This window comes from Deltaproteobacteria bacterium (assembly GCA_016875395.1).
GTDB lineage: Bacteria > Myxococcota_A > UBA9160 > UBA9160 > UBA6930 > VGRF01.
In genome coordinates this window covers 1-11,862 of record VGRF01000051.1, presented here as the reverse complement: position 1 = coordinate 11,862, position 11,862 = coordinate 1, and the positions used below count along the sequence as shown (strand labels likewise).

At 67.8% G+C, this 11,862-nt stretch carries 12 protein-coding genes; 6 read left to right on the top strand and 6 right to left on the bottom strand.

What is annotated here, in order from left to right:
* The 6 genes from FJ091_21480 to FJ091_21455 all read left to right on the top strand — a co-directional run.
* Positions 1-740: sulfoacetaldehyde acetyltransferase (locus tag FJ091_21480; protein MBM4385926.1), on the top strand; the 740-nt coding region annotated here is incomplete at its 5' end.
* 4 nt (positions 741-744) lie between these two features.
* A complete protein-coding gene (locus tag FJ091_21475) occupies positions 745-2,052 on the top strand; it encodes an aminotransferase class III-fold pyridoxal phosphate-dependent enzyme (protein ID MBM4385925.1) in 1,308 nt (435 codons plus the stop codon).
* Positions 2,049-2,888, top strand: coding sequence for a hypothetical protein (locus FJ091_21470; protein MBM4385924.1), 840 nt, complete (start codon positions 2,049-2,051; stop codon positions 2,886-2,888). Before FJ091_21475 ends, FJ091_21470 begins: the two co-directional genes overlap by 4 nt.
* Before the next feature lie 40 nt (positions 2,889-2,928).
* Complete coding sequence (locus FJ091_21465) at positions 2,929-4,227, top strand: amino acid permease (GenBank protein MBM4385923.1); 1,299 nt, start codon at positions 2,929-2,931, stop codon at positions 4,225-4,227.
* Entirely contained in the window at positions 4,224-5,378 is a 1,155-nt protein-coding gene (locus FJ091_21460) for an aromatic ring-hydroxylating dioxygenase subunit alpha (protein MBM4385922.1), read from the top strand. Before FJ091_21465 ends, FJ091_21460 begins: the two co-directional genes overlap by 4 nt.
* A complete protein-coding gene (locus FJ091_21455; protein ID MBM4385921.1) occupies positions 5,379-6,653 on the top strand; it encodes an amino acid permease in 1,275 nt (424 codons plus the stop codon).
* 56 nt (positions 6,654-6,709) lie between these two features.
* Here FJ091_21455 and FJ091_21450 read toward each other — a convergent pair whose 3' ends face one another.
* From FJ091_21450 to FJ091_21425, 6 genes are all read right to left on the bottom strand, one after another.
* Positions 6,710-7,384, bottom strand: coding sequence for a hypothetical protein (locus tag FJ091_21450; GenBank protein ID MBM4385920.1), 675 nt, complete (start codon positions 7,382-7,384; stop codon positions 6,710-6,712).
* A 93-nt stretch (positions 7,385-7,477) separates the two neighbouring features.
* The gene (locus tag FJ091_21445; protein MBM4385919.1) at positions 7,478-8,206 is read right to left on the bottom strand and encodes a sugar transferase; all 729 of its coding nucleotides are present in this window, start codon (positions 8,204-8,206) and stop codon (positions 7,478-7,480) included.
* Between the two features lie 8 nt (positions 8,207-8,214).
* The gene (locus FJ091_21440; GenBank protein ID MBM4385918.1) at positions 8,215-9,201 is read right to left on the bottom strand and encodes an alpha-ketoacid dehydrogenase subunit beta; all 987 of its coding nucleotides are present in this window, start codon (positions 9,199-9,201) and stop codon (positions 8,215-8,217) included.
* On the bottom strand, positions 9,198-10,259 hold the full coding sequence (locus FJ091_21435) for a thiamine pyrophosphate-dependent dehydrogenase E1 component subunit alpha (GenBank protein MBM4385917.1): 1,062 nt from the start codon (positions 10,257-10,259) through the stop codon (positions 9,198-9,200). The genes FJ091_21440 and FJ091_21435 overlap by 4 nt, the downstream gene beginning before the upstream one ends.
* Positions 10,259-11,383 carry a DegT/DnrJ/EryC1/StrS family aminotransferase gene (locus tag FJ091_21430; protein ID MBM4385916.1) on the bottom strand — a complete coding sequence of 375 codons (1,125 nt, stop codon included), beginning with the start codon at positions 11,381-11,383 and terminating at the stop codon, positions 10,259-10,261. The genes FJ091_21435 and FJ091_21430 overlap by 1 nt, the downstream gene beginning before the upstream one ends.
* A gap of 39 nt (positions 11,384-11,422) precedes the next feature.
* Positions 11,423-11,862: hypothetical protein (locus FJ091_21425; protein ID MBM4385915.1), on the bottom strand; the 440-nt coding region annotated here is incomplete at its 5' end.

Sequence of the window (11,862 nt, the reverse complement as noted above, 5' to 3'; positions counted from 1 at the left end):
CGCGCGCCGAGCGCGCCGCCACGATCGCGCGCGAGAAGCAGCGCTGGACCGAGGAGCGCGCGAGCTGGGATCACGAGCAGGACGCGTGGAGCGTGCGCGAGATGCGCGGCTCCGCGTATCTGCACCCACGCCAGGCGCTGCGCGAGCTCGAGGCCGCGATGCCGGAAGGCGCGATGGTCAGCACCGACATCGGCAACATCTGCCAAATCGCGAACTCGTACCTGCGGTTCGAGCGCCCGCGCTCGATGTTCGGCGCGATGATGTTCGGCAACTGCGGCTACGCGTTCCCCGCGATGATCGGCTGCAAAGCCGCGGCGCCCGAGCGGCCCGCGATTTGTTACGTCGGCGACGGCGCGTGGGGCATGAGCTTCGGCGAGCTGCTCACCTGCGTGCGCGAGAAGCTCCCGGTCACCGCGGTCGTGTTCAACAACCAGCAATGGGGCGCGGAGAAGAAGAACCAGGTCGATTTCTACGACGACCGCTTCGTGGGCGTGAACCTCGAGAACCCGAGCTGGGCGAACGTGGCGCGCTCGCTCGGCGCGCACGGCGTCACGATCGAGAAGCTCTCCGACGTCGGGCCCGCACTGCGCGACGCCTGCGCGGCGCAGCGCGACGGCCGCACGACCGTGCTCGAGATCATGGTGACGCGCGAGCTCGGCGACCCCTTCCGCCGCGACGCGCTGAAGCCGCCGGTGCGCCACCTCGCGAAGTACGCTGCCCTCAACGCCAAGAAGGCCTAACAACATGGCGCTCGCGCTCGACCACTTCTGGATGCCCTTCACGCCGAACCGCGAGTTCAAGGGCGAGCCGCGCATGTTCGAGCGCGCGGAGGGCGTGCACTACTTCACGCAGGGCGGGCGCAAGATCCTCGACGCCTCGTCGGGGCTCTTCTGCACGCCGCTCGGTCACTGCCGCCGCGAGATCGCGGACGCCGTGCACGAGCAGCTGCTGACGCTCGACTTCGCGCCCACCTTCACGCGCGCGCACCCGAAGGCCTTCGCGCTCGCCTCGCGCGTGGCGGAGTTCACGCCGCGCGGCCTCGACCGCGTGTTCTTCGCGAACTCGGGCAGCGAGGCCGTCGACACCGCGATGAAGATCGCCCTCGCCTATCACCGCGCGCGCGGCGAAGGCCAGCGCACGATGTTCATCTCGCGCGAGCGCGCTTATCACGGCGTGAACATGGGCGGCGTCGCGCTCTCCGGCCTCGTTCGCAACCGCGAGAGCTTCGGCACGGGCGTGCCTGGCGTGGTGCACATGCGGCACACGCACCTGCCCGAGAACCGCTTCACGCGCGGCCTCCCCGAAAAGGGCGTCGAGCTCGCCGACGACCTCGCGCGGCTCGGGCAGCTCCACGGCTTCGCGAACATCGCCGCCGTCTTCATCGAGCCGATCGCAGGCTCGACGGGCTGCCTGCCTCCGCCGCGCGGCTACCTCGAGCGCGTGCGCGAGCTGTGCACGCAGCACGGCATCCTGCTCGTGTTCGACGAAGTGATTACGGGATGGGGCCGCACCGGCCGCGCCTTCGCCGCGCAGGAATTCGGCGTCACTCCCGACCTGATCACCATGGCCAAGGCGATCACCAACGGCGCGCAGCCGATGGGCGCCGTTGCAGCGCGCCGCGACATCCACGACACGATCGTCGAGCGCGGCCCGCGCCACGCGCCCGAGTTCTTCCACGGCTACACGTACTCGGCGCACCCCGCCGCGTGCGCTGCGGGCCTGGCGACGCTCGCGCTGTTCGACGCCGAGCGCAGCTTCGAGAATGCGCGCGCACTCTCTCCCTACTTCCTGGAGCAAGTGCACTCGCTGCAGAGCCTGCCCGCCGTCGCCGACGTGCGCGGCTACGGCCTCCTCGCCGGCGTCGACGTGCGCACGAAGGACAACACGCCCGGTCTCGCCGGTAACGAGGTGCAGAAGCGCCTCTTCGACGCGGGCCTGCACGTGAAGGCCACCGGCGACGCGCTGCTGCTCGCGCCCGCGTTCGTGAGCGAGCGCGCGCACGTTGACGAAGCGGTGGGGATTCTGCGCGACGTGTTAGGGAGATGGGTATGAGCCGGTACAGCCAAGCGCTCTGCCGGCACCTCGCGAACTACAAGCGCACGCGGCTTGGAGTTCGCGAGAACGGCGTATGGGCCAAGAACCAGCGGGCCTATCCGCACATTCTCCCGAAGGCTCTCTACCCGCTGAACCTGATCGAGTCCGTACGCAGCGAAGGCCTCGCGTACTTCGCGGCTCACCCGGAGCTGAAGCTCCACCGCGACTTTCATCACCTCAACTCGTCGCAGGCCTTTGCTCTGAACCTCGTCCTGCCCTTCATGACTCGGCAGGTCGAAGACGCGTCTGCGCTCTTTGGCGCACTTGGCGAATCGAGGGCGGTCGAGCGAATTCAACCTGAGTGGATCCCGGATCCAGCTGAGGGCACGAACGTCGATCTGACGTGGTGGAACGACGCGGGCGCTGCGACGTGTTGCGAGGTGAAGCTCACCGAGTCCGAGTTCGGGAGCGTCAAGAGAACTCCACGGTATGAACAACGACTCGAGAGTCCCTATCGGGCTCGGCTCAAGCGATTCGTCGATCCGAAGTTCCTGCAACCCGACGAGTTCTGCGCGCACTATCAGCTTCTGAGGAACGTCGCGCTGCTCTCTCGATCCGATGTCCGGGCGATCGTTTTCCTGCTTCCCCGCGCGAACGATTCGCTCCAAGCGCCGCTGGAGCGCTTGCAGAACGCGCTCCTACCTCCTGCCCTGGATCGCGTTCGCGTTCACTTCGTCGAAGACGTCCTGGCGCGCGTAGAGACAGCGGAAAAACAGTCTGCGCGAGTCCGACTTCACTTCGCCGCGGTCCGCGAAAAGTACCTGGTGACCGAGGGCACCATTGGCGGCGCCTGAGCCCGTCCCCGCTCTCCGCCGCACGCTGCAGAGCCGGCACATGCAGATGATCGCGCTCGGCGGCGTGATCGGCGCCGGGCTCTTCGTCGGCAGCGGCGTCGTCGTGAAAGCCGCCGGCCCCGCGGCGGTGCTGTCGTTCGCGATCACGGGCGCGCTCGTCGTGCTGGTGATGCGCATGCTCGGCGAGATGGCCGTCGCGTTCCCCGCGATCGGCGGCTTCTACGAGTACGCGCGGCTCGCGCTCGGCGAACGCGCGGGCTTCCTCACGGGCTTCATGTACTGGTACTTCTGGGTGATCGTGGTCGCGCTCGAAGCGGTCGCAGGCGCAGACTTGTTACGGGTGTGGTTCCCCGGAGTCGCGCCGTGGGTCTTCACGCTCTCGCTCACGGCGCTGTTCATGGCGCTCAACCTGCTCTCGGTGCGCACGTGGGGCGAGACGGAGTTCTGGTTCGCGTCGATCAAGGTGGCCGCGATCGTCGCGTTCCTGATCGCGGGAGCGGCGTGGGCGCTCGGCCTCTGGCCCGGCGCGGGCGGCGGCTTCGGGAATCTCACCGCGCACGGCGGCTTCTTTCCCAACGGCATCGCGCCGGTCCTAACAGGCGCCGTCGCGGCGACCGGCTTCTACTTCGGCGCGGAGCTCGTCACCATCGCGGCGGCCGAGAGCGCGGCGCCGGAGCGCGCGGTCGCGAGCGCGGTGCAGTCGGTGATCTCGCGCGTGCTCGTGTTCTACATCGGCTCGATCTTCCTCGTCGTCACGATCCTGCCGTGGAACGACGCGGGCATCGCACGCCCGTACGTGAGCGCTCTCGAAGAGCTCGGCGTTCCCGCCGCGGCGCATCTGATGAACGCGGTGATCCTCACCGCCGTGCTCTCGGCGCTGAGCTCCGGGCTCTACGCGTCGTCGCGCATGCTGATGGCGCTCGCGCGACGCGGCGACGCGCCGCGCGTGTTCGCGCAGCTCGATGCGCGCGGCGTGCCCGCGCCCGCGATCCTCGCCGGCAGCGCGTTCGGCTACGTCGCGGTGCTGATGAGCTACGTCTCGCCCGATCGCGTCTTCAAGTTCCTCGTCGACTCGTACGGCACCGTCGCGATCTTCGTCTACGTCGCGATCGCGTTCTCGCAGCTGCGCCTGCGCGCGCGCCTCGAACGCGAGGCGCCCGAGAAGCTGCGCGTGAAGATGTGGGCGTATCCGCATCTCACGCGGCTCGCGATCGGCGGGATGCTCGCGATCGTGGCGGCGATGGCGCTGATTCCCGAGCAGCGCGCGCCGCTCGGCTTCGGCGTCGCGAGCGTGTGCATCATGCTCGTGGGCTTCGAGCTGCGAAGGCGCCGCGCGTGACGACTGCGAACTGCGACGACTTCGGCCTTCCCTCCTGGATCTACCGCGATCCGGAGTTCCTCGCGCTCGAGCGCGAGCGCGTGTTCCGGCCGTCGTGGCAGGTCGTGTGCCACGTGAGCGACGTCCCGAGGCCCGGCGACTTCCACACCTTCGAGTTCTCAGGGGAGCTGCTGTTCGTCGTGCGCGGCGCAGATGGCGCCGTGCGCGGCTTCCACAACGTGTGCCGGCACCGCGGCGCGCGCCTGCTCGACGGCGCGAGCGGCAGCTGCCGCCGCATCGTGTGCCCGTATCACGCCTGGGCGTATGAGCTCGACGGCCGGCTCGCCGGCGTTCCCAATCGCAGCGACTACCCCTCGCTCGACTTCGCGAAGAACGGGCTCGCGCCGGTCGACAGCGAAGTGTGCGCCGGCTTCGTGTTCGTGCGCCTCTCGAGCGGCGGCCCGAGCGTCGCCGAGATGCTGGCGCCGTTCGCGAGCGAGATCGCGCGGTACCGCTTCGAGGAGCTCCGGCCGCTCGGCGCCGTGCGCTTGCGACCGCGCGCGGTGAACTGGAAGAACGTGGGCGACAACTACTCCGACGGCCTGCACATCTCCGTCGCGCACCCCGGGCTCACGCGCCTGTTCGCGAGCACCTATCGCGTCGACTCGCGCGAGTGGATCGATCGCATGGAGGGCGCGCTGCAGAAGGAGCCGTCCGCGAACTGGTCGGAGCGCGCTTATCAGGCGTTCTTGCCCGAAGTGCCCGGCCTCGCGCGCGAGGCGCAGCGGCGCTGGGTCTACTTCAAGCTGTGGCCGAACTTCGCGTTCGACGTCTACCCCGATCAGGTCGACTTCATGCAGTGGATTCCGCTCTCGCCGACCGAGACGCTGATTCGCGAGATCGCCTACGCGCTGCCCGACGAGCGCCGCGAGATGCGCGCCGCGCGGTATCTCAACTGGCGCGTCAACCGGCGCGTGAGCATCGAGGACAAGGATCTGATCGAACGCGTGCAGGCAGGCATGGCGTCGTCGAGCTTCAGCGCGGGGCCGCTCGCGCGCGGTGAGGTCGCGCTGCGCAGGTTCGGCTCGCGCATGCGCACGCTGATTCCCGAGAGCCGCGAGCTCGCGCAGCCGCCGCCCGGCTGGTCTTCGCGACCGCGCGCGAGTCATTAGGTGCACGGCAAGCGCAAGCTCGGCGTCGTGCTCGCGACTGGCCTCGTCGCGGGCAACATGATCGGCTCCGGCATCTTCCTCTTGCCCGCGACGCTCGCGAGCGTCGGCGGCGTCGCGCTGATCGGCTGGCTGTTCGCGGCATTCGGAGCGCTCGTGCTCGCGCTGCTCTTCGGCCGCCTCGCCGATCGCCATCCGCTCGCGGGCGGACCGGCGAGCTACGTGTTCGCCGATGTCGGTCCGTTCGCGGGCTTCCAGGCGACGATTTGTTATTGGGCCGCCTGCTTGATCGGGAACGTCGCGATCGCGACCGCCGCTGCGGGCTATCTCGGCGCGCTCGTTCCCGGCCTGACGGGCGCCGCGATTCCGCTCGCGGCGATCGCGCTGCTCTGGCTGCTCGCACTCGCGAACTTCGTGAGCCCGCGCTTTGTGGGCCAACTCGACGGGCTGCTACTGATCGCCGGCCTCGTGCCGCTCCTGTTGATCGCCACCGCGGGCTGGCTCGCCTTCGACGTGGACTTGTTCCGCGACTCGTGGAATCCGGGCGGAGCGAGCGTCGCGGCCACGATTCCGAGCGCGCTCGTGCTGGTGTTCTGGGCCTTCACCGGGCTCGAGAGCGCGTGCGTCGCGGCAGCCGTCGTGGATGACCCGCGGCGCAACGTCCCGATCGCGACGCTCGCGGGCGTCGCCTTCGCCGCGCTCGTCTACATCTCGGCCAGCACGGTGATGACTGGCCTCGTGCCCGCCGATCAACTGGCGGCATCCTCCGCTCCGTTCGCACTCGCAGCAGCGCGCACGCTCGGCGAGTCCGCGGGGCCGGTGATCGCGGCGTTCGCGCTGCTGAAGGCGTTAGGGACGCTCGCGGGCTGGGTGCTGCTCACGGCGCAAGTGAGCCAGGCCGCTGCCGAGCGCGGCCTCCTGCCCGCCGCGTTCGCGCGCGTGCGCAGCGGCGACACGCCAGCGCTCGGGCTCGTCGCGGCGGGCGTGATCGGCACGCTCGCGATCGCGCTCACCGTTTCACCCACGCTCGGCGAGCAGTTCGGAATCCTGATCGAAGCGTCGACGCTGTTCGCGCTGCTCACCTACGCCGGCGCCTGCGTGGGCGCGCTGCTTCGCGGCGAGCGCTCGGACGTCGCGCTCGCCGTGATCGGCGGTGCGTTCTGCGTCGTCGTGATTGCGGGGTCGTCGCGTTCCGCGCTCGCGGCGACTGCGGTCGCGATCGTCGCTGCCGCGCTCGCCTGGCCGCTCGTCAGAGCTCGAGCGACACGCTCGTCGTGATGCGTTCGGCGGGCGGGTTCGCGCGACTCGCGGGGCGCGAGGACGGATCGGGGCCGTCAGTGTGGTTGGGCCGCTCCCTCTTCGAAGCGGTGGATTCGCGCCCGGATTTCTCCGAGAACCGCCGGCCCGTAGAGGTTGCGGTCCACCTGCCGCCGCAAGCCAACGAGGGTGCGTCGCGCTTCTCTGCCCGTGAAGAGGTTTACGACCCACTTCGGGAGATTTCCGCGGGGATCCACGAAGGCGAGGGCTGTCACTTCAGTCGAACCAGCGCGCCTCGCCATCTGGAAGGTGCTCTCATAGACCTCAGCGAGAACGAACTCGGGAAGATCGGGACGACCGCGCGCGCGCACGGAACGACCGACGATCGAGACGACGTTGCGGTGCCGAGAGACGCTCACCAAGACCCTCACGCGGGCCGTGCGGTCGGAGAGCGGCCATGGCATGCGCATTCGCACGTACTCGGTTCGGTCGTAGTCGCCCCAACGTTCGAGAAGCACGCTTCCACCGAAACGCGCGACCCATTCGCTGCGGCGCGGCATGTCCTCGAGCACCGCGGCCACTTCCTCGATGCTCGCGGGGATGCTCATCACTGCTTTGAACGGCACGATGTCCGTGCCCTCGACGCGGCTCGAGTAGAGGCGAACTCCGTCGTCGTCGGACTCGAGGCGCCAAAGCGGCGAGTCGAGGGCGATGTGGGGTTCGGCGAGAGCCGCGGGACACACCGCGAGCATCGCTAGCGCGATGAACGACTTGCGTGCTTGGGCGCTTGCCGCGGCTAGGACTGATCCTCTCATTCTCGTACACCCTGACTCTCACGCTGTCCTTCAGGCGCGCGCCGTAACGATCTCGCGCGACCCAGGCGGCGGTGCCGCGACGAGGGGTTGCTCGCGCCGAGCGACCCGCGCGAGTTCCTCGGGTGCGTCTAGCGCGTTAAGCCGGCTAGCGACCGCTCGCAACGCCGCGCTCCTCGAGGCGAAGGAAACCGCGGTCAGCCCGATCAGCAAGAGATCCAAGCTGGTGCTGCGATGATCGATGTAGAAGAGCCCCAGGCGGCTCTTCCAAGGGCGAATCAGTTGGTTGTACGCGAGGTCGGGGTCCGGGCGTCCCTCGAGAATCGAACCTTCATCAGCGAACACGATCGAAGCAAAATCGGTAATGCCGGGCCGTACGCGAAGAAGACGCTTCTCCTCTGCGGTGTACAGGCGCGTCTCACGCTCGACGTTGGGGCGCGGCCCTACCAGGCTCATGTCACCCCTCAGCACGTTCCACAGCTGCATCAGCTCATCGAGCTTGTAACGGCGAACGAACGCGCCGATCGGGGTGATGCGCTGGTCGTTCGACGCCGTCGAGTCGACGCCCGTCTTGTCTGCCCACACGCGCATCGAGCGCAGCTTGACCATCGAGAACGGCTGCTCGGCGAGTCCGGTCCGAGGTGCGATGTACAGCGGTGAGTGTCGGTCTTGAAGCCAGATCAGGAACATCACCGGCAGCAGGAGAGGCGACGCGGCGATCAGGCCGAGCAGAGAGACAGAAACGTCGATCAGGCGCTTCATTTCCATCCTCACCGCAGCTGATTCGCAACCGCCGCCACGATCGACTCGACCGTCGGGTAGTAGATGGCTTCCAGAGTCTTGCTGGTGGGAGCCGGGGCATCGGGGAGCGTGATCCGAATGGGCGGCACGCGCAGCGTGCCGAGCTCGAGCGCTTCCGCGGTGAGCGCCAGGACCTCGCCTGCGAAACCGGAGTTCCGCCAACCACCATCGACGACGCAAAGCGCGCGTGTGCGATTGACGGAGGCGAGGATCGTCGCTTCGTCGAGGGGGTTGATGACGCGGGGATCGATCACCTCGCAGTCGACGCCCTGCGCGCTGAGTTGATCAGCCGCCTGTTCGCACAAGAACGCGGAGTAGCCCGCGCCGACCAACGTGACGTCGCGACCGCTGCGACGAATCGCGCAGCGCTGATCGCGCAGCGCGAGCTCGCGGGGCGGCGCGAGGACTTCGGAGCGCTCGTACAGCCAGCGGTCGTCGATGTATAGGACCGGGTCGTCACAGAGCACCGACGCGATCAGTAGATCTCGCGCGTCTGTGGGCGTCGATGGCATCACGACGCGAAGCCCTGGGATGTGAGCGAACCAAGCGTGTAAGGACTGCGAGTGCTGGGCACCCTGTTCGCCACCGCGGTTGATGATCGCCCGCACGGTCACTGCCGGGGACACTTGCCCTCCCAGCATGTGGGACCACTTCGCTGCTTGGTTCACGATTTGGTCCACCGCGAGCAGCATGAAGTCCATGCGCGGGTGCACCACGATGGGCCGATAACCGCAAAGCGATGCCCCAATCGCGGCCCCTGTGCACGCGAGTTCGGACACGGGCGTGTCGATGATTCGATCGCGACCGAACTTCCGATCGAGGTCCGTCATCGAGTTTCCGACGTACCAAGGGCTCCAAAGTCCCTGGCCGATCGCGAAGACCTTCGGGTAGCTGCTGAGCAGGTACTCGAAGCCCGCGCGAATCGCCGATCCGTAGTTCGTCTCGGATGCGCTCACGCGCTGGTCTCCGCAAAGACGCGATCGAGCAGAGCGGAGTCGGCGGGGTACGACGCGGCCTCGGCGCGTTGGCAAGCCGCGGCGATCTCCTCGCGCAGGTTCGCCTCGATTGCGTGCAGCGCCGGCTCATCGAGAAGCTCATGCCCCTGCATTGCATTCGCGACGCGTGCAATGGGATCGCGCCCCTTCCACGCTTGAATCTCCGACTGGCTGCGCCGAATTCCGACGTCGACGTCCTCGCGCGGACCCACGTGGCCCCGGTGCCGATACGTGACGGCCTCGAGCAATGCCGGGCCGTCGCCACGCCGCGCGGCGCCGATCAGTTCGCTAGCCGCACTCTCGACCGCGACAACATCGTTGCCATCGACCGTCACGCTCGAGATGCGATGGGCTTCGCCATAGCGGGCGACGCGATCGCTCGGCTGCCGAACGCCGATGTCGAGATGACTCGAGTAGAGGTTGTTCTCACACACGAAGAGCACTGGCAGCTGGAGCACCGCGGCGAGATTCATCGACTCGTGGAAGACCCCCTCCTCAGCAGCTCCGTCTCCGAAGTAGCTCACGGCAATCGCGCCGCGCCCATCCATCTTGCAGGCGAGCCCTGCGCCGACAGCGATCGGAATCGTGGCGCCCACGAGGGGAACGCTCCCGTGAAAACCGACTTCGCGCCCGAGCAGGTGCATCGAGCCGCCCATGCCCTTCGACGTGCCGTCCTCCTTGCCCAGGATCTCGGCGAGCAGGCGATAGACATCGCCCCCCAAGGCCAGGTAGTGCGCATGCGAGCGGTGTCCGCCAAACACCCGATCAGTCGCCTCGAGCTGCGCAGAGACTCCGACCGCGACGGCTTCCTGCCCGATTCCCAAGTGACACGGCGCTCGGGCGAGCCCGCGCTCCACCAGCTCGCCGACGACCTCCTCGACGATTCGGATCTTCAGCATCGAGCGCAGGTAACCACGCAGCGTTTCGGGTTCGACTCCGTCGATCGCGATCGGAGCGGTGAACTCCGCCGGATCCGCGAGGCCGCCCAGTTCCGACGGCCGCGTAGGCTTCGCGGCCATCAGGCTCGCCCGCGATAGAAGGCCCGCACCGACTCGACCACGTAGCTCACGTCGTCATCGCAGAGCGTCGTATTCATCGGCAGCAGCAGCAGGCGCCGGTACATCTCCTCGGTTTTGGGAAGCTGCACGCCCGTGAAACCCAAACCCGCGAACTGATGCACCGCCTTCCCGCCGAACTGGACGATCGTGCGAACGCCGCAACCTTCGAGGTACTTCTTCAACTGATCGCGCTGCTCGGCTTCGATCTCGTAGTTCTGGAAGATGTCGTGGTGACGCGGATCGGCGTTCGGCGGGGGCGGCACGCGGAGCTGCGCGAGGTCGCGCAGTCCCTCGTCGTAGCGGCGCGCGATTTCGCGGCGGCGTTCGAGCGCGGCATCGAAACTCGCGAGCTTGAGATTCAGCACCGCGGCTTGCAGATTGTCGAGGCGGCAGTTCGTACCCCACGCAACCACCTCGCCATCGCGATTTCGCCCGTGATCGCGGAGCAGCGAGATCCGCTCCGCGATCGCGTCATCGTTCGTGACGACCGCCCCGCCGTCGCCGAAGCAGCCCAGCACTTTCGCGGGATAGAAGCTGAAGGTTCCCGCCGCGCCGAAGGTGCCTGCCGCTTGGCCATCGAAGCGCGAGCCCAGCGCTTGCGCGGCGTCCTCGACTACGTGCAGACCCTGCTCGCGCGCAAGGAGAAGCACCGCCTCCATGTTCGCCGTGCGGCCATTGAGCTGGACGGGCATGAGTGCTTTCGCTCGCTTGCTGACGAGCCTGCGCGCAGACTCGACGTCGATCATGTGGTCGGGCCCGCACTCGCAGAGGACCGGCGTGGCTCCGACGAAGTGAACGGCTGCTGCGCTCGCGATGTACGTGTGCGCGGGAACGATCACTTCGTCACCGGGGCCGCAGTCGATCGCGAGTAGCGCGAGCTTCAATGCGTTCGTGCCGTCGGCGACGCCGAACGCGTGGCGCACGTTGAGGTACGCGGCGAGGTTCGCCTCGAACTCAACGAGGTCGCTCTGGAGGATGTACGCGCCGCGGCTCAAGACGTCGCGAACGACGGCCATGATCTCGGGCTCTTGGGCCGTGAAGAGAGCCTGGTAGTTGAAGAACGGGACCGAGCGACCTTCCGGCATTTGCCCCCCTCCAATAGCCGACTGATGTTCCCGACAGCGTCAGCGCGAGTTTCGCAGCGTACCAACGGCGTAGATCACCTTGTGTTCGAAATCCGGGCGGTCGCAGGCGATCGGAGTTGGCGGAACGCTCAAGCGTACCTCCGGAGCGATCTCCCGGGGCATGACCACCGGTTTCCCGAACACGAGCCGCTTTAGAAGGCGCTTGCCGCGCATCGTTCTCGGCATGAGCCCAAGACCCACGACGATTCGCTTGATTGGGCGGAGGACCTTCTGGCGCAGGGTGACGTCGCGCACGGAGAGGTGCCCGAACATCGTGGGCGAGAAGCCGTTCGACTCGAGGGCGTGCGCGAGTTCGCCCGCGCCGAAGTAGCGATGGCTGTGCGGACTCGGGCTGAAATCGCTGAGGTCCTTGTTCGCGGTCGCGATCAAGACCCGGCCGTCTGGACGAAGCACGCGCCGGCACTCGCGGAAGAACGCGT

Bases quoted from the DNA above. Each gene is read 5' to 3' on its own strand.
- FJ091_21445 (MBM4385919.1), bottom strand. From the start codon at position 8,206: ATGAAGCGCCTGATCGACGTTTCTGTCTCTCTGCTCGGCCTGATCGCC.
- FJ091_21450 (MBM4385920.1), bottom strand. From the start codon at position 7,384: ATGCTCGCGGTGTGTCCCGCGGCTCTCGCCGAACCCCACATCGCCCTC.
- FJ091_21475 (MBM4385925.1), top strand. From the start codon at position 745: ATGGCGCTCGCGCTCGACCACTTCTGGATGCCCTTCACGCCGAACCGC.
- FJ091_21465 (MBM4385923.1), top strand. From the start codon at position 2,929: ATGCAGATGATCGCGCTCGGCGGCGTGATCGGCGCCGGGCTCTTCGTC.
- FJ091_21430 (MBM4385916.1), bottom strand. From the start codon at position 11,383: ATGCCGGAAGGTCGCTCGGTCCCGTTCTTCAACTACCAGGCTCTCTTC.
- FJ091_21470 (MBM4385924.1), top strand. From the start codon at position 2,049: ATGAGCCGGTACAGCCAAGCGCTCTGCCGGCACCTCGCGAACTACAAG.
- FJ091_21435 (MBM4385917.1), bottom strand. From the start codon at position 10,259: ATGGCCGCGAAGCCTACGCGGCCGTCGGAACTGGGCGGCCTCGCGGAT.